The organism is Enterococcus sp. DIV0724b, from assembly GCF_050531475.1.
In the GTDB taxonomy this organism is placed as follows: domain Bacteria; phylum Bacillota; class Bacilli; order Lactobacillales; family Enterococcaceae; genus Enterococcus_L; species Enterococcus_L haemoperoxidus.
On the sequence record NZ_CP172890.1, the window covers coordinates 903,202 to 924,277 of the forward strand.

General features: G+C 34.7%; 20 protein-coding genes and 1 other annotated feature (1 of these 21 cut by a window edge). Of the genes, 15 read left to right on the plus strand and 5 right to left on the minus strand.

Features of this window, described 5'->3' with window-relative positions; all coding sequences use genetic code 11:
- Positions 1 to 104, plus strand: a sequence feature (ribosomal protein L10 leader region); it begins 24 nt to the left of the window's first position.
- A gap of 43 nt (positions 105 to 147) precedes the next feature.
- From rplJ to IGJ02_RS04260, 4 genes are all read left to right on the plus strand, one after another.
- Complete coding sequence (gene rplJ, locus IGJ02_RS04245) at positions 148 to 645, plus strand: 50S ribosomal protein L10 (RefSeq protein WP_430603414.1); 498 nt, start codon at positions 148 to 150, stop codon at positions 643 to 645.
- Between the two features lie 62 nt (positions 646 to 707).
- Positions 708 to 1,073 (plus strand): 50S ribosomal protein L7/L12, encoded by a 366-nt coding sequence (gene rplL, locus IGJ02_RS04250; RefSeq protein WP_010760579.1) that lies wholly within the window; start codon positions 708 to 710, stop codon positions 1,071 to 1,073.
- Positions 1,074 to 1,234: 161 nt separating this feature from the next.
- Entirely contained in the window at positions 1,235 to 1,498 is a 264-nt protein-coding gene (locus IGJ02_RS04255; RefSeq protein ID WP_010760580.1) for a hypothetical protein, read from the plus strand.
- A 124-nt stretch (positions 1,499 to 1,622) separates the two neighbouring features.
- Positions 1,623 to 1,865: a GlsB/YeaQ/YmgE family stress response membrane protein gene (locus tag IGJ02_RS04260; RefSeq protein ID WP_010760581.1), complete on the plus strand. Its 243-nt coding sequence runs from the start codon at positions 1,623 to 1,625 to the stop codon at positions 1,863 to 1,865.
- Positions 1,866 to 2,078: 213 nt separating this feature from the next.
- On the opposite strand, the gene rlmD is transcribed toward IGJ02_RS04260, so the two are convergent.
- Positions 2,079 to 3,449: a 23S rRNA (uracil(1939)-C(5))-methyltransferase RlmD gene (gene rlmD, locus IGJ02_RS04265; protein WP_430603415.1), complete on the minus strand. Its 1,371-nt coding sequence runs from the start codon at positions 3,447 to 3,449 to the stop codon at positions 2,079 to 2,081.
- Positions 3,450 to 3,586: 137 nt separating this feature from the next.
- Between rlmD and recX the strand changes: the two genes are divergently transcribed.
- The 3 genes from recX (at position 3,587) to bph (ending at position 6,625) form a co-directional block, all read left to right on the plus strand.
- Complete coding sequence (recX, locus tag IGJ02_RS04270) at positions 3,587 to 4,387, plus strand: recombination regulator RecX (protein ID WP_010760583.1); 801 nt, start codon at positions 3,587 to 3,589, stop codon at positions 4,385 to 4,387.
- Complete coding sequence (mutY, locus tag IGJ02_RS04275) at positions 4,377 to 5,552, plus strand: A/G-specific adenine glycosylase (protein WP_010760584.1); 1,176 nt, start codon at positions 4,377 to 4,379, stop codon at positions 5,550 to 5,552. Before recX ends, mutY begins: the two co-directional genes overlap by 11 nt.
- Before the next feature lie 539 nt (positions 5,553 to 6,091).
- Positions 6,092 to 6,625: a biofilm phosphatase Bph gene (gene bph, locus IGJ02_RS04280; RefSeq protein WP_025872814.1), complete on the plus strand. Its 534-nt coding sequence runs from the start codon at positions 6,092 to 6,094 to the stop codon at positions 6,623 to 6,625.
- Positions 6,626 to 6,705: 80 nt separating this feature from the next.
- On the opposite strand, the gene IGJ02_RS04285 is transcribed toward bph, so the two are convergent.
- Entirely contained in the window at positions 6,706 to 7,140 is a 435-nt protein-coding gene (locus IGJ02_RS04285; protein ID WP_010760586.1) for a GNAT family N-acetyltransferase, read from the minus strand.
- Positions 7,141 to 7,287: 147 nt separating this feature from the next.
- On the opposite strand from IGJ02_RS04285, the gene IGJ02_RS04290 reads away from it, so the two are divergent.
- The 3 genes from IGJ02_RS04290 (at position 7,288) to IGJ02_RS04300 (ending at position 10,466) form a co-directional block, all read left to right on the plus strand.
- Positions 7,288 to 7,476, plus strand: coding sequence for a hypothetical protein (locus IGJ02_RS04290; RefSeq protein WP_010760587.1), 189 nt, complete (start codon positions 7,288 to 7,290; stop codon positions 7,474 to 7,476).
- Between the two features lie 218 nt (positions 7,477 to 7,694).
- On the plus strand, positions 7,695 to 8,840 hold the full coding sequence (locus IGJ02_RS04295) for an AI-2E family transporter (protein ID WP_010760588.1): 1,146 nt from the start codon (positions 7,695 to 7,697) through the stop codon (positions 8,838 to 8,840).
- A gap of 246 nt (positions 8,841 to 9,086) precedes the next feature.
- Entirely contained in the window at positions 9,087 to 10,466 is a 1,380-nt protein-coding gene (locus tag IGJ02_RS04300) for a hemolysin family protein (protein ID WP_010760589.1), read from the plus strand.
- A gap of 57 nt (positions 10,467 to 10,523) precedes the next feature.
- Here IGJ02_RS04300 and IGJ02_RS04305 read toward each other — a convergent pair whose 3' ends face one another.
- On the minus strand, positions 10,524 to 12,014 hold the full coding sequence (locus tag IGJ02_RS04305) for a helix-turn-helix domain-containing protein (protein ID WP_430603416.1): 1,491 nt from the start codon (positions 12,012 to 12,014) through the stop codon (positions 10,524 to 10,526).
- 512 nt (positions 12,015 to 12,526) lie between these two features.
- Here IGJ02_RS04305 and IGJ02_RS04310 point away from each other — a divergent pair.
- Both IGJ02_RS04310 and IGJ02_RS04315 read left to right on the plus strand, forming a co-directional pair.
- Positions 12,527 to 14,104 (plus strand): peptide chain release factor 3, encoded by a 1,578-nt coding sequence (locus IGJ02_RS04310; protein ID WP_010760591.1) that lies wholly within the window; start codon positions 12,527 to 12,529, stop codon positions 14,102 to 14,104.
- A 205-nt stretch (positions 14,105 to 14,309) separates the two neighbouring features.
- The gene (locus tag IGJ02_RS04315) at positions 14,310 to 14,969 is read left to right on the plus strand and encodes a CatB-related O-acetyltransferase (protein ID WP_010760592.1); all 660 of its coding nucleotides are present in this window, start codon (positions 14,310 to 14,312) and stop codon (positions 14,967 to 14,969) included.
- 55 nt (positions 14,970 to 15,024) lie between these two features.
- Here the strand turns inward: IGJ02_RS04315 and IGJ02_RS04320 are convergent, their stop codons facing one another.
- Together IGJ02_RS04320 and IGJ02_RS04325 are read right to left on the minus strand one after the other, a co-directional pair.
- A complete protein-coding gene (locus IGJ02_RS04320; protein WP_010760593.1) occupies positions 15,025 to 15,339 on the minus strand; it encodes a DUF1827 family protein in 315 nt (104 codons plus the stop codon).
- Between the two features lie 205 nt (positions 15,340 to 15,544).
- Positions 15,545 to 17,800: an ATP-dependent Clp protease ATP-binding subunit gene (locus IGJ02_RS04325; RefSeq protein ID WP_010760594.1), complete on the minus strand. Its 2,256-nt coding sequence runs from the start codon at positions 17,798 to 17,800 to the stop codon at positions 15,545 to 15,547.
- Between the two features lie 329 nt (positions 17,801 to 18,129).
- Between IGJ02_RS04325 and IGJ02_RS04330 the strand changes: the two genes are divergently transcribed.
- The 3 genes from IGJ02_RS04330 (at position 18,130) to ptsP (ending at position 20,488) form a co-directional block, all read left to right on the plus strand.
- The gene (locus IGJ02_RS04330) at positions 18,130 to 18,321 is read left to right on the plus strand and encodes a hypothetical protein (protein WP_430603417.1); all 192 of its coding nucleotides are present in this window, start codon (positions 18,130 to 18,132) and stop codon (positions 18,319 to 18,321) included.
- Positions 18,322 to 18,494: 173 nt separating this feature from the next.
- Positions 18,495 to 18,761, plus strand: coding sequence for a phosphocarrier protein HPr (locus IGJ02_RS04335; RefSeq protein ID WP_010760596.1), 267 nt, complete (start codon positions 18,495 to 18,497; stop codon positions 18,759 to 18,761).
- Positions 18,761 to 20,488, plus strand: a complete 1,728-nt coding sequence (gene ptsP, locus IGJ02_RS04340) for a phosphoenolpyruvate--protein phosphotransferase (protein ID WP_010760597.1) — start codon at positions 18,761 to 18,763, stop codon at positions 20,486 to 20,488. Before IGJ02_RS04335 ends, ptsP begins: the two co-directional genes overlap by 1 nt.
- Positions 20,489 to 21,076 lie beyond the last annotated feature (588 nt).

Below are 21,076 nucleotides of genomic sequence, written 5' to 3' on the forward strand. Positions count from 1 at the left end.
ACAGTAGGTGACGTAAGTCTTAATTTCCTACCGAGGACAATTGTTGATACATACAATTACGTCCCTCTATGTCAACGGTGGCATGGAGTTTATTTTGTATTAATTACAATTTAGGCTTCTCCATCAATAATCAGGAGGTGAAAATAAATGAGTGAAGCAGCAATCGCTAAAAAAGAAACCCTAGTCGAAGAAGCAACAGCTAAGTTCCAAGCAGCAGCTTCTGTAGTCATCGTTGACTACCGTGGTTTAACTGTTGAGGAAGTGACGAACTTACGTAAACAATTGCGTGATGCAAATGTTGAAATGAAAGTTATCAAAAACTCTATCCTTTCACGTGCAGCCAAAAAAGCTGGACTAGAAGGCTTGGACGAAGTATTTACAGGACCTACAGCAGTCGCTTTCAGTAACGACGATGTAGTAGCACCTGCTAAAATCATCGACGAATTCGCAAGTACTGCCAAAGCATTGGAAATTAAAGGTGGCGTTATTGAAGGTAAAGTATCTTCAGTAGAAGAAATGACATCTTTAGCAAAACTTCCAAGTCGCGATGGACTACTTTCTATGCTATTATCTGTATTACAAGCGCCAGTCAGACAAGTGGCTTACGCTGTCAAAGCAGTGGCAGAAAAAGAAGAAGTTGCATAATTGCAGCCTAGTAACAAACTAAATTAAAAAAATAATGAATTATTAAAACGGAGGAAACCATAATGGCATTGAACATTGAAAACATTGTTGCAGAATTAGAAGGCGCAACTATTTTAGAATTAAACGACTTAGTAAAAGCTATTGAAGAAAAATTTGACGTATCTGCAGCAGCTCCTGTAGCAGCAGCAGCAGGACCAGCAGCAGCTGGCGAAGAACAAACTGAATTCACTGTAGAATTAACTTCTGCAGGCGATCAAAAAGTTAAAGTAATCAAAGCAGTTCGTGAAGCAACTGGTCTTGGCTTGAAAGAAGCTAAAGCAGTAGTTGATGGCGCTCCTGCACCAATCAAAGAAGGCGTTTCTAAAGATGAAGCAGAAGCTTTAAAAGCTGCTTTAGAAGAAGTTGGCGCTTCAATCACAGTAAAATAATCTTTTTAAGATTAACTTTCAAGCTAGAATCCATTTGGATTCTAGCTTTTTTTGTTTGCCTAAATTAAGCTTAGAGCATATCAATCGAATTTTTTTTAGTAGGCGTTTAAAATTATAGATGTATAATCATCTATTTGATAAAAAATGAAGGAGAGCTTAAGATGGAAAGAGAAATCAGCGTTGCTGTAACTTGTAAAAATTGCGAAAATGAAATGGTGGGTAAATTTTTGTTGAATACGAGAACCGACAAAGCAGATCATCAAAGAGTAAACATTCCTTTAGGAGAATTGACGCTTTCAGATAATGAAATTGAATTAAAATGTGATGATATTTTGGTAGATGATGAAATAAATCTTCACTACGATTGCAAAAGTTGCGGTACTAAAAATCATGTGACGATTCATGCAATAGATGAGATGAAATAAAAATGATAATTAAATGATATAAATTTATTTTAAGTGCATTTCTTTCGCAAGAAAATAAATAATCTGTTAGCATAATTAAGTAATCATTTTTAACATTATTTTATTTGTAAGGGAGGTCATATGTATGCATTGGTTATGGGTTTTAATCGTAGGTGGCGTTATCGGAGCAATTGCTGGAGCGATCACAAGTAAAGGTAAATCAATGGGTTGGATCTTCAATATTATTGCAGGTCTTGTAGGTTCATCGATTGGTCAAGCACTTCTAGGAAGTTGGGGACCTCAAGTTGCCGGTATGGCATTGTTTCCGTCAATTATTGGTGCTGTGATTTTAGTTGCAGTAGTATCATTTTTTGTAGGTAAAAACTAAATGAATCAATAAGAAAAAGTGCTAGGAGATTAAATTCTCTTAGCCTTTTTTTCTATAACGTAAATCATTTAGTAATTGTGTTTAATTAACTAAACAATAAATCCTTTGAAATCTTTAACTTTTTTTGATGCATAGTGGAAGTACTTTAGCAGTGAGCTTAAAAAAGATCCAACAACCAGATTTTTTTGATTGTTGGATCTTTTTATTATCAAATTATCTCTTAGTTAATTTCACGACGACTTCACATCGCGCTGTTTGTGGAAACATATCAACTGATTGTAAATACTTCACGTCAAAGACTTTAGCCAAATCAACTAAATCTTTTGCAAGTGTTGAGACATTACAAGAAATATAGACCATCTTTTTAGGAGGCTGCTTTAAAATAGCTTTTAGTAATTTTTGATCCAATCCGGTTCTAGGAGGGTCAACGATGATAGCATCAGGTTTAAAACCGCTCTGAAGCCATTTAGGGAGCAATTCTTCAGCTGTTCCAACCTCATAATGGGTATTCGTAACGCCTAAGCGTTCAGCATTCAACTTAGCATCTTCGATCGCCGCTGGAATAATATCCATTCCACGAACTTCTTTGGCTTGTTTAGCGATACTTAAACCAATTGTTCCAACCCCACAATAGGCATCAACAACGGTTTCATTTTGTTGTAAATCTAAAGCCTTTACAGCTTCATTATATAATACTTCTGTTTGTTCTGGATTTAGCTGGAAAAAAGCTCTAGGAGATAAATCAAAGGTTACTTCGTTGATTTGCTCTTCAATACTCTCTTTCCCCCAGACATGGATTGTCTCATCGCCCATAACAATTGATGTTCTTTTGTTTTGAACATTTTGCATAATAGAAACAACTTCTGGAAGATGTTGTGTGATCTCCTCAATTAAGGCTTTCTTCTGTGGGAATTTTACGGATTGCGTAATAAATACCACTTGAACTTCATCTGTTTTAACACCGACACGAACCATTAAAGTTCGGAAGATGCCGCTATTTTTTCGTTCATTATAAATTGGTAATTGGTATTTGTTCAATAATTCTACCAAAGCATTCATTACTTTGGTTGTTGCAGGTTGTTGAACGAGACAATCATCGATTGGAACTAGACGATGAGATTCCGCTTGATAAAGTCCTGCTTCAACTTCACCATCGATTTTCCGCAATTGAAATTGTGCTTTATTACGATAATTCCAAGGATTTTTCATGCCGATTGTTTTTGGTAAATGGTAATGTTCATAGTTTCTTGGTCTGAACTTATTTAGTGACTGTTTTAATAGATCTTTTTTAAAGAGTAGTTGTGCCGGATAAGCCAAATGTTGCAGCTGACATCCGCCACAGGCTTCGTAAACTGGACAAGGCGGTACAACACGTTCAGGTGCTGCTTTTACAATTTTTTTTAATTGCCCTTCCACAAAACGTGGAGCTATTTTTGTGATTTCTACAGAGACATCTTCTTTTGGTAAAGCACCAGGTACGAAAACGATGGTCTTTTTATAATAGCCGATGCCTTCACCGTTGATACCTAAACGTTTTATTTTTAAAGGAATCGTTTGTCCTTCTTTTAATAGTTGTGTGGTCATAATTCCATCCTTTTGATCCGTAGATCCATTAATCAAATATATCGATAGTTCTTATTTTAGCACAATTTGCCTAGTTTAGCTTCTGTCAATTTTATGTTATAGTAGAATATACGTTCTCACTAGAAAGGCGGAGAAAGATGGAAACAATCACGAAAATTACAAAAGACAAAGGTCAGTTTTATCTTATCTGGCTATCTTCAGGAGAAAAATTACGTGTATCTGAGGATACCTTAGTCCGACAACGTTTGTTAAAAGGACAAGAATTATCGGATGAAATGGTCGAGAAAATAAAAAAAGCTGGTTCTTATGATGTGGGCTTGCAAATGTCCTTAAATTATTTAAGCTACCAATTACGTTCAAAAAAAGAAATTTTAGATTACTTGAAAGAAAAGGAAATTTTACCAGAAGATCGAAAAAACATCGTGATTCGCTTAGAAGAAATGAACCTTTTAGACGATAAAATATTTAGTGAAAGTTATGTTCGAACCTTAATGCGAACAAGTGATAAAGGACCCAAAATGATTGAACAACAATTAAAACGAAAAGGCTTGAATGACGAAGACATTCAACATGGGTTAACTTTTTATACTATGGACGAACAAGTAGAAGTAGCAAAAGCAACTGCTGAAAAAGCAATGAGACGTTATCGAACAAAGAGTTTCAAAGATGCTTTGCAAAAAGTTCAAATGCATCTGATGCAAAAAGGGTTTAATCGTGAAGTGATCGATTTGGCTTTAGAAGAGTTATCGTTTGAAAAAGATGAAGACCAAGAATTAGATGTGATCAGAAAAGAAGGCGATAAATTATGGGAAAAGCATCGTAAATTAGATTCTTATAAACGCCTAATGAAAGTCAAACAAGGACTTTTCCAAAAACGTTTTGACTCAGATTTGATTCAGCAATATTTTGATGAAAAGGAATTAGAGAATGAAGAATGAAAAATATTGGGAGACGTGGAGTGATGATAAACTCCAGTCATTTCAAGAAGAATTTATCACCTGGTATGAAAAGGAAAAGCGAAATTTACCTTGGCGAGTCAATTTAGATCCATACCGCATTTGGATCTCAGAAATTATGCTACAGCAAACTCGAGTTGATACAGTGATTGATTACTATTATCGTTTTATGGAGTGGTTTCCGACAATCAAGGATTTAGCTGAAGCACCAGATGAGCGATTGTTAAAAGCTTGGGAAGGTTTAGGTTATTACTCTAGAGCAAGAAATTTAAAGGTTGCAGCGCAACAAATCATGACAGAATTTAATGGTCAGATGCCTGAAACAATTGAAGAAATTCGTCAATTAAAGGGAATTGGACCGTATACGGCAGGTGCAATCGGCAGTATAGCTTTTCAAATCCCGGAACCTGCAATTGATGGCAATGTTATGCGTGTTGTGAGCCGTTTGTTTGAAATCAGTGATGACATTGCCAAACCTAGTAGCCGCAAGGTGTTTGAAGAAGCGATGTATAAAATCATTGATCAAAATCGTCCTGGTGATTTTAACCAAGCTATGATGGACTTAGGTTCAGCAATTTGTACGCCAACGTCGCCAAAGTGCGAAGAATGCCCGATTCAGTCTTATTGTTTGAGCTATCAGAATAATACAATGACGAATTTTCCAGTCAAATCAAAAAAGTTGAAACCAAAAGATGTCTACTATGTCGGTGGAATTATTGAAAATAAAGAGCAAGAATTTTTACTGAGTCAGCGTAGTGCAAAAGGATTATTGGCTAATATGTGGTTATTTCCAATAGAAGAAGTTAGTAAAGAGCGTTTTGATTTTCTACAAAAGACATCGGTTAGAGAAGAGCAACAGTTATCATTTGATTTTGAAGAACCGCTTTTAGTTGCTGAAGAAAAAACAGCAATTTTTGAAGATTATTCTCAAGTTGTTTGGCAAAAGCGATCTCTAGGAGAGGTTATTCATATTTTTAGCCATTTAAAATGGCATATTTTAGTTTTCTATGGACGCCAAACTGGGAAGCTAGATACAGGTGAAAATCAAATTTGGTCAAAAAAAGAAGACTTTCAAAATTATGTTTTTCCTAAGCCTCAGCAAAAAATGGTAGAACTTTATAAACAAGAATTTAAAATAGAAGAATAAGTTGAGGTGCGAACCCTAAGTGCCCATAAAACCCCTAGGAGGTCCGCACCAAAATTTTGCTGATTTTAGTTGGAAAAACAGGGTTTTTCTCATTTTAATTTAATGTTATACTGTGATTAATAGTTGAATAGTGGAAATATGGTAGGTATTTGCAGCATTTTCACAGTCTAGCTCTGTATAGAGCTAGTGGATTGAAATAAACAGATCAAGGATCTACACCCGATTACACAGGGTCTAGCTCTGTATAGAGCTAGTGGATTGAAATAATATAGGTGAACCTGTTGTCGGAACACAAGAAATGTCTAGCTCTGTATAGACCCCGCTCCTCTTCAAAATCATGACCAATTAACTTTCAAAAAAACTAAAATCAAACCATTTATTTTAATAGTTCCCCTTCATTGTGATGAGAAACCAAACTCCTTAGTATGCAAAGTTGAAAATTATGATATAATTATGTTGATATCGGTGTAATGAACACCCAAACGAAAAGTTAGTAGCTTTTAGAAATGATTTTTCGTACTAGGGAAAGTTGGGGGACTATGGCAATTCCAAAAGAAGGTGAATTTGTAACGATCCAAAGTTACAAACACGATGGGCATTTGCATCGAACATGGCGTGATACTATGGTATTAAAAACAAGCGAGTATTCTTTAATCGGCGTGAACGATCATACTTTGGTAACAGAGTCTGATGGACGCCGTTGGGTTACTCGGGAACCAGCTATCGTTTATTTCCATAAAAAATACTGGTTCAACATAATAGCGATGATTAGAGAAAAAGGGGTTTCTTATTACTGCAATTTAGCATCACCTTATCTTTTAGATGATGAAGCATTGAAGTATATTGATTATGATCTGGATATCAAAGTTTTTCCTGATGGCGAAAAACGATTATTGGATGTGGATGAGTATGAATTTCACAGTAAAATTATGGATTATCCAGAAGATATCGATTTTATTCTAAAAGAAAATGTTAAGACGCTAGTCGATTGGATTAATAACGAAAAAGGTCCCTTCTCTGAAGCTTATGTGGATATCTGGTATAAGCGTTATCAAGAGCTGTCAAAGAAATAGCCAATGTAAGATGCAAAGTGAGAAAAGAAGTCAAAGCAAGACTGATTAAGTTTTGCTTTGACTTCTTTTTTACTTGAAATCTAAAATCGTTTATTCATCTGATAATGTTCAATAGCTGCATCAAGAAACATTTCGCCTTCCTTGGTATAGCCCATTTTCTCATAAAACCCAAGAGCTGTGATTTGTGCACCTAAAGTGATCGCATTGTATCCTTGCTCGTCTGCAAACTGTTCAGCACTAGCTACAATCAAACGCCCATAATCATTCCCTCTAAAATCTTTTTGAACAGCCATACGCTGTAATTTTATCAATCCATTTTCTAGCGGCAACAAACGACAAGTAGCAATAGCTTCGTTATTATCACCATACAAAACAAAATGAATACAAGCCGCTTCGTATTTATCAATTTCAATCTCACCAGGAACACCTTGCTCAATCATAAAAACTTGCCGGCGGATTTTAACAGCATCTAAGTAGATATCACTCATAGTATCTTTAGTGTGGACGATTTTCATTTAGCACCTCTCTTATAAGTATTTCGTTTATTATACCCCAAAAAATCAGACATTAGAACGTTGATATTGGTTGGTGTTTATCTTTTGTAAAAAAAGTATCAGCAGTGTACAGTATAAATAACAAAAAAACGGAAGGTTGTGTGCATAATGAATACAGATGAAATCGTGCAAAAAGTAAAAGACTTGGTTGGTGAAGGAAATTTTGAAAAAGCTAAACAGTTCCTTGATGACCACAAAGATGATCTTGGTGAACATTATGAAAAGTTAAAAGCCATGATTCCCGAGATTGATGCAGGCAGTTTGGCTGATAAAGTAAAAGGATTTTTCAAAAAATAAATTTATTTTTGTAATTAAAATTTTCTGCAAAAAACATCCGTATTATCCAATTTAGCGGATGTTTTTTGTATGAATTGAGAAAATATGGAGATCAAAAATAGGTACAAAGAAGTATTGCTATCTTATTTAGGAAAATGTATGCTAGAATCTATAAACAAGCAATTATTTTTTGTAAAAAGAATAACAGAGAATTTTTTAATGCTAAAGGAGGATCATCTTTGTTTGAAAAATTAAGACAGTCAAAATTATTTTTTTGGTCAGCAGAATTATTGGTGATTGCAACGCTGATTTTTGTATCATCAAAGATCAATTTTATCTTTACACCGATAGGAACATTCTTTTCAACATTATTTGCCCCAGTTTTGGTAGCTGGGTTTTTGTATTATATTTTAAATCCAATCGTCAATTTATTGATGAAAACGAATATGAAACGAATTTTTGCGATTTTGATCGTATTTTTACTTTTGATCGTAGCACTTGTATTGCTTTTAGTAAGTGTGATTCCAAGCTTGGTTTCGCAACTATCTAGTTTGGCTTCTAACATGCCGGATGTATTTAAAGGGGTTGAGGCGTGGGTTTATCAAATGGCTGAGTTGCCTATTTTTAAAGATTTTGACTTGCCAAAATATATTGATCAACTGGATATTTCTTATGGCAATATTATTCAACAGTTTATTAGCGGATTATCCAGTAGTTTAGGTTCAATCGTATCAACGGTTGCCTCAACGACGATCATTATTGTCACAGCTCCATTCATTTTATTTTATATGTTAAAAGATGGGGATCGCATAGTTCCAGGAGTTAAACGATTTTTACCTGAAAAGCGCCAAGATGACATTGTTGAATTATTAGGTAAATTGAATAAAACCTTATCAAGTTATATTAGTGGTCAGGCGATTGAATGTTTATTCGTTGCAACATTTACTGTTATCGGTTATTCATTGATCGGTGTCCGTTATGCATTTTTATTTGGCGTAATTGCTGGTGTGACCAACTTGATTCCATACTTAGGACCATACATCGGTCTTGCCCCTGCAGTTTTTGTCACAGTTTTTGATGAACCGTTTAAAGCATTACTTTGTTGTCTAGTTGTGTTGATCGTACAACAAATCGATGGCAATATTATCTACCCAAATGTGATTGGTAAATCTTTGCAAATTCATCCATTGACGATTATTATTATTTTACTTGTCGCAGGAAATATTGCTGGACTTTTAGGTATTTTCTTAGCAGTACCATTTTATGCAGTCTGTAAAACAATTGTTGTCCATGTTTATACGATGTATAGCCAAACTAAAGCAACAGAAGAACCTGCCGTTGAAATAGCCGGCGAAATAAATTCGCCACCAAGTAAGGAAAAATAGTTTGTGAATATTGAAATCGGAAGCCATTTGTGATACGATTTTAACGTGACTACATCATGTAGTCACGTTTTTTTAAAACGAAGAAAGTAACCCTTTCTAGATTTGGGAATAGTCTACGTTACGAACTAGTTATTATGAAAAAATATAATGAATAGGATAAGAAAAATCATATTCAACAATTTTAATTTTTTTAATTAAATAAGCTCGTATAGTCATTCCCGCAAACATTTAAGGAGAGAAAACATTATGAATAATGCTGACCCCGAGAGTCAGTCGCTTATCGCGCAAATTTTGCTATTGGTTGTTTTGACATTGATCAACGCTTTTCTTGCAGCTTCAGAAATTGCGGTAGTTTCTGTAAATAAGAATCGTGTCGAACAAAAGGCAGAAGAAGGAGATGCAAAAGCTAAGAAATTATTAAAAGTTTTGCAAGATCCTACAAGCTTTTTATCGACAATCCAAGTTGGTATCACTTTAGTTAATATTTTATCTGGTGCCTCATTAGCTGATTCATTATCAGCAAAATTAGCTCCTGTTCTAGGCGGCGGTGCTGCTGCAAAAAATATTGCAAATATTATTATTTTAGCGTTGTTGACTTATGTATCAATCGTTTTTGGTGAGTTGTATCCAAAACGAATTGCTATGAATAAATCAGAAGAAGTAGCTCAAGCTACATCGGGTTTTGTTCGTGTTATAGGTGTTGTGGCCAAACCATTCGTATGGTTATTATCAGCTTCAACAGATCTACTTTCAAAACTTACACCGATGAAATTTGATGATGCTGATTCAAAAATGACACGTGATGAAATGCGTTATATGTTGGAATCAGAAGGTGTTTTAGATAACGATGAATTAGAAATGCTTCAAGGTGTCTTTTCTTTAGATACAAAAGTTGCTCGTGAAGTAATGGTTCCTCGTACAGATGCTTTTATGATCGATATTGAAGATGACATTCAAAAAAATATCGATGCCGTTTTATCAGAAAACTATTCAAGAATTCCAGTTTACAATGAAGACAAAGACAAAATCGTTGGAGTTCTTCATACTAAAAATTTATTAAAAGCAGCCCATAAATTAGGCTTTGACAAAATTCAATTAAAAAATATTATACAAGAACCGCTCTTTGTCCCGGAAACGATTTTTATCGATGATCTATTGTATGAGCTAAAAAGAACCCAAAATCAAATGGCTATTTTATTAGACGAATATGGTGGCGTGGTTGGTTTAGCTACATTAGAAGATCTATTAGAGGAAATCGTTGGAGAAATCGATGATGAGACAGATGAAGTAGAAAATTTATACTCTAAGATTAATGATCACGAGTATTTAATTCAAGGAAGAATGCTGATAGATGAATTCAATGAAGCATTTGGAACAGATTTGCATATGAGTGATGTTGATACAATGGCGGGATACTTGATTACAGCATTAGGCACAATTCCTGATGAAGGTGAGAAGTTGTCATTTGACGTTGGAAATATCACACTGACTTCTGAAGAGATGGAAGGAACAAGAGTTTTAGCATTAAAAGTGGTTTTCCATGATGAAGAAATTGTTGATGAAGAACCAGAAGAATACCGTCGCTTTTTCCGTAAAGAAATGGAAGATGACGAACCAAGAAGATAAAAAAGTCAAAAAGGATAGGACAAAACTAGAGATTAGTTTTGAACTATCCTTTTTAGTTTAAATAGAATTAATGTCTTTTTTATTATGGATGGTTTTGATCGCTTGGTAGAGACCAATATATTGATCGTCGTTATCAGCTGAAAAGCGAAAAACAAATGATGGTTTTTGGCATTCTTTTGGTATTAAATACGAAGAAGTAGCGACGATAAAGTCAAAAGAAGATAACTGATTCTCCTGATAAGCAACTAATTGAACAAAAGGTAACTCTTCAATAAACTGTGTTAATGGTTGGACAAGTAAGTAATTAGACTCTGCAATTAATGCAATCCGTACAATATTATTTACTTGAAATGATTCATAAAGTGGCACTAACAAGGCAGCTAATGTGTCTGATAATTGCTCAATATTATCTTTGAGCCAGCTAAAGTTTTTTCTTTTTGAAACTTTTTGAAATAAAGCTTTAAATTTTGTGAATAAACGGTAGTAATATTCATTTTTTGAATAAAGCGAATGATTAATCAAATGAAACAAAGTTGGAAAGGGTTGTTCAATAATTGAAGCAGATAAAATAATATTTGCTACATTTCCAAATAAAATGGGTTCGTCATTCCAAGAAAAGTCACTAGGGACAAACTCATTACTAAATAAAGTGCAAAATTCATCTAATAATTTAGTCGCTGAATTTGTCTGTTCTTTTAAATAAATATTTAACAATGATAGTCGATAGTCATTATTTCTGAAAAAATTTGGTGTAGAAATTAATAAATATGCTGCGAATTGAGCTTCTGCTTCCAAAGTTTTTGTCTCGCAGATCAGATCGCCAAATAAAGCTTTTGTATAAGTTTTATTTGACGGAATATAAGGATCAATCGTTGTTTTTTCTGTCAATACATTTCCAGAGTGTACTCTTAGATAAACGATATCCAATATCAAGGTGATTTGTTTGTGAGCTGAATAGCTGTAACTGTCAGGGAAATACGGACTGATTATTTTGGTGATTTTTTTATAATCGATTGGATTATTATTGATTTTTGGTAGATTAGTCCCTTGTGAAGCTAACCAGATCAGTGTGTACAATGTTATTCGGATAACCATTTCATCACCGGAAAGGCTTAATTGAGAGATATTCAATTTGATGTTGAACCGTTTAAAATAATCACTTAACAACTTGGATTTTCGAACAACGGTAGTTCTACTATGGTAGTTTTTCTCGCAAAATTTGGCTAAGTTGTCATTTGGATAAAAAAGAATCGAGATTAATAATTGATAGGGAACACTTTGGGTAATCAAAAACTGATAATACATATCATAAGAAATATCTTGTTTATAATGCACACCGTTCACTTGTAAAATTTCTTCTTTTTTTCCAATCATTTTAGTGAGATCTTGTTGAATCAATTCTAGAAGATAAACGACTCGGCTATAAGAATAATCTAACCTTTTTTCAAAAAAATTGATGCTATGTTGCTTATTAGAAAATATGGTCAACAATTTAAATAGTGTCAATTTACGTTTAGCGGTGTCTTCTAACATCATCGATTCTAGCATTTTATTCCTCCTTTAAAATAAGTTTATCAATATAGTGAAAAGTATGGAACTAATTTGAATAATTTATAAAAAAATATATGGTTTAATAACAATGTTAAATACTTATAAGTATAATTAATAAGAACTGTGATCTATATAAATAACGAAATAACAGTGTTATACAACGGTTTAGCAAAAAAAACAGACATTTGCACAATTAAGTCCATAACTTTATACTTAACCTAAGCTAACTGTAAAGCAATTTTTAGTAATAATGCTAGTCTTTTAGCAAAATAACTATTAAGATCAATTTCTTCCCCAATTAATAGAGATCAAAGCAAAATTCATTGAATTTTACTTTGGTCTCTTTGATTTTTTTGAAACTTAGCTAAAGACTTTGAAAACTACTGTAATTCCATGATATACTACACTAGTTGAATAATAAAGAGTAAGGAGAATTTTCCGATGTAGAGATCCTTTAAATAAATAATAATGATTTTTTCTTAGAAAATAATAATAGATTGGAGTAACAAATGAATAATCCACATTTAAAAGAACAAGTAGATAGCCGTCGTACGTTTGCGATTATTTCCCATCCGGATGCTGGTAAAACAACGATTACAGAACAGCTTTTATTATTTGGTGGAGCAATCCGTCAAGCAGGTACTGTCAAGGGAAAGAAAACAGGAAACTTTGCAAAGTCTGACTGGATGGAAATTGAAAAACAAAGAGGAATCTCTGTAACCAGTTCTGTGATGCAGTTTGACTATGATGGAAAACGTGTGAACATTCTGGATACACCTGGACACGAAGACTTTTCAGAAGATACGTACCGAACGTTGATGGCCGTGGATAGTGCTGTCATGGTGATCGATAGCGCCAAAGGGATTGAAGCTCAAACAAAGAAATTATTCCAAGTTGTCAAAAAACGTGGAATACCGATTTTTACCTTTATCAATAAATTAGATAGAGATGGTCGTGAACCGTTAGAGTTGCTTGAAGAATTAGAAGAATTGCTAGATATCGAATCTTACCCAATGAACTGGCCGATCGGTATGGGAAAAGGCTTGGAAGGATTATATGATATCTACAACAAGCGTGTAGAAGTTTACCGACCTGAAAACAATAATGGCGAACGTTTCATTCCATTAGTAGATGGTGATATTCCAAGTGATTTACCGTTGCATAAAGATAGTGTGTACAAACAAGTGTTAGAAGAAGTTGAATTGTTGGTTGAAGCAGGAGACGAGTTTGATACGGAAAAAATTGCTCGTGGCGATCAAACGCCAGTTTTCTTTGGTTCAGCGTTAACTAACTTTGGTGTACAAACAATGCTAGAAACCTTCTTACAATTTGCGCCATCACCATATGGTCATAAGACAGAAGAGGGAGAAGAAGTTAGCCCTTATGAAGAAGAGTTTTCAGGTTTTGTCTTTAAAATTCAGGCAAACATGAATCCTGCCCACCGAGATCGTATTGCTTTTGTTCGTATCTGTTCAGGTACTTTTGAACGTGGGATGGATGTGACACTTGGCAGAACTGGTAAAAAAATCAAATTAAGTAACGTAACCCAATTTATGGCTGATGCTAGAGAAAATGTAGAAGAAGCTGTAGCAGGAGATATTATCGGGATCTATGATACGGGTAATTACCAAATTGGGGATACGCTATTTGAAGGGAAATTAAAAGTTCAGTACGAAGAGCTACCTTCATTTACACCAGAGTTATTTATGAAAGTTAGTGCCAAAAATGTGATGAAACAAAAATCATTCCATAAAGGGATTAATCAACTCGTTCAAGAAGGTGCAATTCAGTTGTATAAAACGTATTTAACAGAAGAATATATTCTTGGCGCGGTAGGACAATTGCAGTTTGAAGTGTTCCAACATCGTATGCTGAATGAATATAATGCAGAAGTAATCATGACACCAATGGGCTCGAAAATCGCTCGTTGGATCGATCCAGCTGATTTAGATGAACGCATGAGCTCTAGCCGGAATATCTTGGCAAGAGATCGCTTTGATCAGCCGTTGTTCTTATTTGAAAATCAATTTGCTATGCGTTGGTTTGCAGATAAATATCCAGATGTTGAATTGAAGAGTTTGATGTAAGATTATTTTATTGACCGTTCTTATCAATTTTCTTTTGATAGGAACGATTTTTTTATCATTTGACTTTAAATCAACAAATACGTATAATCAACAACATTATTGGAGTGATAAATATGAGTCGTCGTTTAAGACTATTAAAAAATGTTTCAGTGGTAGTAAGCTTCTAAGTCAAAATAGTAAATTAACTTAGAAGCGAGGAAGAAAAATGAAGAACAATAATAAATTTGAAAAATGGTCAGATACAGTCTATTTGAAAGAGTTAGTGACGAATCCATTAATAGAGGTCGGTGATTTTTCTTATTATTCTGGTTACTACAGCAATCAGAATTTTGAAGATGGTTGTGTTCGTTATTTATGGGGAGATCCATTAACAAGAGCGGCCTTTGATCCTGTCAGAGATATGGGCTGGCATCTAGATAAATTGATTATTGGAAATTATGTTTGCATTGCAGGTGGTGCCACGATTTTAATGGGTGGTAATCACAATCACCATCCAGATTGGATCACTGTTTATCCTTTTGCTAGTCATGTAGAAAAATCTTATGAACCAAAAGGCGATACAGTCATTAAAAGTGATGCTTGGATTGGGATGAATGCGATGATCATGCCAGGTGTTACGATTGGTGAAGGAGCTGTAATCGCAGCAGGTTCTATGGTTATAAAAGACGTGCCACCTTATACGATTGTTGGTGGTAATCCAGCGAAAGTGATAAAACAAAGATTCTCAGATAATGAAATTAAGATGCTTTTGGAACTGAGATGGTTCGATTGGACAGAAGAACAGGTCGAAGCGGCTATGGATATTTTGATGAGTAACTCTATTGAGGAACTATATTGTTATTATAAAAAGCACATCTTAAATTAAATAAAAAAGCCGGTTTATCATATAAGTGATAAACTGGCTTTTTAGCTGTACGTGTCTAATTTTCAATAAGACTAGAAGTCATCGGAATCGAAATTTCTATAACGTCTTTTAATTCAATAATTGAAATTTGATCACGGTCGTATTTTTCTTTTGGAATACGTTTCAAGAAGTAAGTTAGAATTTCATTGATTTCAGTTTTACGAACAGCACGTTTTTTATTTACAACCAAGATTTCAGCATGTTGAGTAGCTTCTGAATAAACGACGGTCGTGTTACCCGCTGAATAAACTTTGACAAAGTATGCATCGGTATTTTCTAGTTGTTTATTGACTAACTGTTTGTAACTGTTAGTTACATTGACTAATTTCATTTTTTTCACCTCGGTTTAACTCTTTATTTGTATGTTAATAATAAAAAACAGAGTATTCACAGACTTAGAAAGCTGGAATAGTCTTCTTTAAAATTTGATATAAATTCTATGCATCTTAATTATAATTTTTTTTAGCTTAAATAAAAAGAAATTTGTCTTGGAAAACACAAAAAAGTCAATCAGTTTGCCTGATTGACTTCACATGTTATTCTTCTTCTGATGTAGTGTCGTTATTCTCGTTGGGATCTACAGCGATTTCTCCAGTAACAATAATTTTTCCATCATCGTTTAGTTTGGCGATCAATTGATGTTCTTCTGGATGATCTAGGAAATACTCAGCAATACCGTCTTCGATTTGTTCTTGGATTGTCCGACGAAGAGGGCGTGCACCCATTGCAGGGTCATAGCCTAAATCAACTAATTTTTCTTTGACATCTGTAGGAACATCAATATGGATTTTTTGATGAGCAAGTAAATTATTGACGTCATCTAACATCAAGCTAACAATGTTCATCAAGTTTTCTTTACTCAACGCCTTAAATTCAATGATTCCATCAAAACGGTTCAAGAATTCAGGTGTGAAGAAATTATTTAACTGTCCTAAAACAGATTTTGTAAGTCCTGCGCGGGCAGCACCAAAGCCGACATTTGCTTCTACATTACCAGTTCCAGCATTACTTGTCATGATAATGATCGTATCTTTGAAGCTGACTGTTCTGCCTTGTGCATCTGTTAAACGACCATCATCAAGGATTTGTAAGAACATATGCAAGACATCCGGATGCGCTTTTTCGATTTCATCCAATAGGATTAAGCTGTATGGATTACGACGTACTTTTTCAGTTAATTGTCCTGCTTCATCGTAACCAACATAACCTGGAGGTGAACCAATCAATTTAGATACACTGTGTTTTTCCATGTATTCACTCATATCAAAACGAATCATTGAATCTTCTGAGCCGAATAATTCATATGCTAATTGTTTCGCTAATTCAGTTTTACCAACACCGGTTGGTCCTACAAATAAGAATGAGCCGATAGGTCTGTTTTGTTTGCCTAAACCAACGCGATTACGTCGAATTGCTTTAGATACTTTGTCGACTGCATCATCTTGTCCAACAACATGTGCTTTTAAATCGACAGCTAAGTTTTTTAATTGTGTTTGTTCTTTTTCTTTTAAATCACCGACAGGAATACCTGTTTTTTGTTCGACAATTGCTTCGATATTTTTTTCATCGATCACAGGTGTTTCTTCATCGCTGATTTGTTTGTCTTTCATTGTTTGTAATTTATTGATTTGGTCACGATAATAAGCCGCTTTTTCAAAATCTTCTTCAGCTGAAGCTTGTTGTTTTTGTTGTTCGGCATCTGCTAGTTTCTTTTCGATTGTTTTAGGATCGACGATTTGGATCGTCAAGTTCATTTTAGAACCAGATTCATCTAACAAATCAATCGCTTTATCAGGCAAGAAGCGGTCTTGGATATAACGATTCGATAAGATTGCGGCTGCTTTGATCGCTTCATCAGTGTATTTCACATGATGATAGTCTTCATAGCGTTTTTGCAAACCTTTAAGTATAGCGATTGTTTCATCTACTGTCGGTTCATCTACACGAACCGGTTGCATCCGACGTTCTAAAGCAGCGTCTTTTTCGATGATGCGGTATTCGTTTAATGTTGTTGCTCCAACCATTTGCAACTCACCACGAGCAAGTGCAGGTTTCAAAATATTCCCTGCATCCATGTTACCATCACCTGCAGAACCTGCTCCAACGATTTCATGGACTTCATCTATGAATAAAATGACATTCTCTGCTTGCTTGATTTCTTCGATCAATTTTTGCATACGTTCTTCAAATTGACCACGGATTCCAGTTCCTTGAACTAAAGAAACCACATCTAAACGAATAACTTCTTTGTCCAATAATTTTTGCGGTACATCGCCATCTACGATTTTTTGTGCTAAACCTTCAACAACGGCAGTTTTACCGACACCAGGTTCACCAATCAAGACAGGATTATTCTTCGTGCGGCGATTTAGGATTTCAATCACACGTTTGATTTCTTCATCACGGCCAACGACAGGATCAATGTTGCCGTTTCTAGCTGCTTCTGTAATGTTGATGCCATATTCACCTAATAGCCCGTTAGATTGACCTGCCCCTCCTCTTGGCGGTTGACCTCCGTTAAAGCCATTTCCGTCCCCAAATTGAGTAGGAGGGATTTGACCGTTAGGATTCCCTTGCTGTTCTTGCATTTGACGAGACAGTGAGCGGTATAAATCATCTAAACTTCCAAAACCAAATGGATCTTGTTGAGACATTGTTGGTTGATTATCATTTGCTTGTGCTTTTAATTTTTGATAGCAACTTTGGCAATAGTCCAATTGTTTTCTTTGGCCATTAACATTTGCGTACAAATGAATCGTTGCTGGATTTTGTTGACAATTTTGACAAATCATAGGATAAAACACGTCCTTTCATAATAAGACTAATCATGTATTAAAGTCATTGTTCTAAAGTCAAACAGTCTGCTGACCATTTTTGACCTTTGAGAATATTATAGCATCTTTTTAACAAGAATCAAGCAATTGAACTTTTAATAGCCTGATAAATAGAGTGGGAAATCCTATTAATAGGTTGCATAGTTTACACTTAATTGAAATTATTATGTTTTTATAAAATTATTAAGGTTTGTTTATGTAGGTTTCAGGTATAATTTAGACAAATATCTATTTTTGTCATACAATATCTTCAGTCTAAAAATAAAAGTGAAAGCTGTGATTAATCAATGTATGAAAATCCATTTGAAGAACAAATAAATGCCTTGAAAGAAGGGACTATTGCTGAACTTGTTGTAGAGCCAAAAGATTTTACAACCTTTAGAGAGGCTTGGAAAAACCTGCCCGATAGAATGTCTTTTGTTGGGGAAGCTGGATTAAATGGACGAATTATATATCATTATATAAAAGAAGCAAAATAATTGATCGTTTCATTTGATAAAAAATAGGTGAAAAGTGTTGTAACTACTCACAAAAAATGGTAATCTTAAAAATTGAAAGGGTATTATCCAGATTCTAGTTTCATTTGAAACGTACCAAGAAAGGAAAACCCTAACATAAAAAATTATTTTACTTACGAAGGAGACCGATTTATATGGAAAAGAAAGAATTTCACATCGTAGCAGAAACAGGGATTCACGCTCGTCCAGCTACATTATTAGTACAAACTGCAAGTAAATTTAACTCAGATATTAACTTAGAATACAAAGGTAAATCTGTTAACCTTAAATCAATCATGGGCGTTATGTCTTTAGGCGTTGGCCAAGGTTCAGACGTAACAATCTCAGTTGACGGTGTTGACGAAGCTGATGCATTAGCAGCAATCGTAGACACAATGCAAAAAGAAGGATTGTCAGAATAATGTCTGAAATGCTAAAGGGAATTGCCGCAAGTGATGGTGTTGCTATTGCTAAAGCTTACCTGTTAGTTCAACCTGATTTATCTTTCGACAAAAAATCTGTAGATGATACATCTGCTGAAGAAAGTCGTTTAGATGATGCTTTAGCAAAATCTACGACTGAGTTGCAAGCAATCAGAGAAAAAGCAGCGCAAAGCCTTGGTGAAGAAGAAGCGCAAGTATTTGATGCACATTTAATGGTTTTAGCTGACCCAGAAATGATCGGTCAAATCAAACAAAACATTCAAGATAACAAAGTAAATGCTGAATCAGCATTAAAAGAAGTAACAGATATGTATATCGGCATGTTCGAAGCGATGGATGATAATGCCTACATGCAAGAACGTGCAGCAGATATCCGTGACGTTGCAAAACGTATTTTAGCTCATTTATTAGGTGTTACTCTTCCTAATCCTTCAATGATCAACGAAGAGGTAGTTGTGGTTGCCCATGACTTAACACCAAGTGATACTGCTCAATTAGATCGTACGTATGTGAAAGCATTCGTAACGGATATTGGCGGACGCACATCACATTCAGCGATTATGGCTCGCTCTCTTGAAATTCCTGCAATCGTAGGAACAAAAGAAATCACTGCCAAAGTCAAAGAAGGCGATATTTTAGCAGTCAACGGAATCGATGGCGATGTTATCGTTCACCCAACTGATGCTGAAAAAGCTGACTTTGAAGCAAAAGGCAAAGAGTATGCTGATCTTAAAGTTGAATGGGAAAAACTAAAAAATGCTGAAACAGTAACTGCTGATGGTAAACACATCGAGTTAGCTGCAAACATTGGTACTCCTAAAGATTTAGATGGCGTACACAACAATGGTGCGGAAGCTGTTGGTTTATATCGTACAGAATTCCTTTACATGGATTCTCCAGATTTCCCAACAGAAGATGAACAATATACAGCTTATACTGCAGTACTTGAAGGCATGAACGGCAAACCTGTCGTGGTTCGTACAATGGATATCGGTGGAGATAAAGAATTACCTTATCTTCAATTACCGCATGAAATGAACCCATTCTTAGGTTACCGTGCTTTACGTATCAGCTTGTCTGAACGTGGCGACGAGATGTTCCGTACACAAATGCGCGCATTATTACGTGCTTCTGTTCACGGTAACTTACGTATCATGTTCCCGATGGTTGCAACGTTAAAAGAATTTAGAGCAGCGAAGAAAATCTTTGAAGAAGAAAAAGCAAAATTAGTTTCTGAAGGAACAAAAGTTTCTGATACGATTCAAGTTGGTATCATGATTGAAATTCCTGCAGCGGCTGTAATTGCGGATAAATTCGCCAAAGAAGTTGATTTCTTCAGTATTGGAACAAATGATTTGATTCAATACACAATGGCAGCAGACCGTATGAACGAACGCGTTTCTTACCTTTACCAACCATATAACCCATCAATTCTACGTTTGATTAAAAACGTGATTGATGCATCTCATGCAGAAGGTAAATGGACTGGTATGTGTGGAGAAATGGGTGGCGATCAAATGGCTGTACCATTATTGGTAGGAATGGGCTTAGATGAGTTCTCAATGAGTGCGACATCTATTCTTCAAACTCGTAGCTTAATGAAACGTCTAGACACTAAGAAAATGGCTGAACTTGCGGATCGTGCGTTGAATGACTGCGATACAATGGAAGAAGTTATTGACTTGGTTAAAGAGTATACGAAATAAATAGTAATTAGAAGCTTTCGTTATTCAGAATTTATTCTGAATTGCGAAAGCTTTTTTGGGCTCTTTGTCAACTAATGTTGGTGAAGAAAATCTAAAGAATTAAATTGATTAATGTGATTCCTAGAGGAACGTTCCTCTAGATTTTTCTATTTGATTCTGAGGAATCAGTTTAAAAATGGCTTGTACTTTGGTTTATGATGTTAAGATTTGAGTGTTGGAGCATAATTATATAAAATGTATTTTCTATATTATTTTCAATAGCTATACTTTTATTTTCCGCTCGTTTTATGTATTTAGATTTCAAGGGAAAACTTGCGAAACGTGATAGAATCTCGTTTACAAGTATAGTTTTAATCAATTTCTATTCAACGGACTAAAAATGATTTTATAATTGAAACAAAACATTTAAACGTTAATTTCCGATGTTGGTGAATTGTACCAGCGTCTTTTTTTCTGTGAAAAAAGATTGAATTATGAAAGAGATAGTAGTTATTTTACATTGAAGATTTAAGTAAAATAATGATAATATTTAAAAATTAGAAAATTATTATTTAAATTATAGAAAAATTAGTTGGATAAGTACAATTC

What these genes read in the sequence shown, in the direction of transcription:
- ptsP (WP_010760597.1), top strand. Translation starts at nt 18,761, where the DNA reads ATGTCTGAAATGCTAAAGGGAATTGCCGCAAGTGATGGTGTTGCTATT.
- IGJ02_RS04260 (WP_010760581.1), top strand. Translation starts at nt 1,623, where the DNA reads ATGCATTGGTTATGGGTTTTAATCGTAGGTGGCGTTATCGGAGCAATT.
- IGJ02_RS04285 (WP_010760586.1), bottom strand. Translation starts at nt 7,140, where the DNA reads ATGAAAATCGTCCACACTAAAGATACTATGAGTGATATCTACTTAGAT.
- IGJ02_RS04300 (WP_010760589.1), top strand. Translation starts at nt 9,087, where the DNA reads ATGAATAATGCTGACCCCGAGAGTCAGTCGCTTATCGCGCAAATTTTG.
- rplL (WP_010760579.1), top strand. Translation starts at nt 708, where the DNA reads ATGGCATTGAACATTGAAAACATTGTTGCAGAATTAGAAGGCGCAACT.
- mutY (WP_010760584.1), top strand. Translation starts at nt 4,377, where the DNA reads ATGAAGAATGAAAAATATTGGGAGACGTGGAGTGATGATAAACTCCAG.
- IGJ02_RS04305 (WP_430603416.1), bottom strand. Translation starts at nt 12,014, where the DNA reads ATGCTAGAATCGATGATGTTAGAAGACACCGCTAAACGTAAATTGACA.
- IGJ02_RS04330 (WP_430603417.1), top strand. Translation starts at nt 18,130, where the DNA reads ATGTATGAAAATCCATTTGAAGAACAAATAAATGCCTTGAAAGAAGGG.
- rplJ (WP_430603414.1), top strand. Translation starts at nt 148, where the DNA reads ATGAGTGAAGCAGCAATCGCTAAAAAAGAAACCCTAGTCGAAGAAGCA.
- rlmD (WP_430603415.1), bottom strand. Translation starts at nt 3,449, where the DNA reads ATGACCACACAACTATTAAAAGAAGGACAAACGATTCCTTTAAAAATA.
- IGJ02_RS04335 (WP_010760596.1), top strand. Translation starts at nt 18,495, where the DNA reads ATGGAAAAGAAAGAATTTCACATCGTAGCAGAAACAGGGATTCACGCT.
- IGJ02_RS04255 (WP_010760580.1), top strand. Translation starts at nt 1,235, where the DNA reads ATGGAAAGAGAAATCAGCGTTGCTGTAACTTGTAAAAATTGCGAAAAT.
- IGJ02_RS04325 (WP_010760594.1), bottom strand. Translation starts at nt 17,800, where the DNA reads ATGATTTGTCAAAATTGTCAACAAAATCCAGCAACGATTCATTTGTAC.
- IGJ02_RS04315 (WP_010760592.1), top strand. Translation starts at nt 14,310, where the DNA reads ATGAAGAACAATAATAAATTTGAAAAATGGTCAGATACAGTCTATTTG.
- bph (WP_025872814.1), top strand. Translation starts at nt 6,092, where the DNA reads ATGGCAATTCCAAAAGAAGGTGAATTTGTAACGATCCAAAGTTACAAA.
- IGJ02_RS04290 (WP_010760587.1), top strand. Translation starts at nt 7,288, where the DNA reads ATGAATACAGATGAAATCGTGCAAAAAGTAAAAGACTTGGTTGGTGAA.
- IGJ02_RS04320 (WP_010760593.1), bottom strand. Translation starts at nt 15,339, where the DNA reads ATGAAATTAGTCAATGTAACTAACAGTTACAAACAGTTAGTCAATAAA.
- IGJ02_RS04310 (WP_010760591.1), top strand. Translation starts at nt 12,527, where the DNA reads ATGAATAATCCACATTTAAAAGAACAAGTAGATAGCCGTCGTACGTTT.
- recX (WP_010760583.1), top strand. Translation starts at nt 3,587, where the DNA reads ATGGAAACAATCACGAAAATTACAAAAGACAAAGGTCAGTTTTATCTT.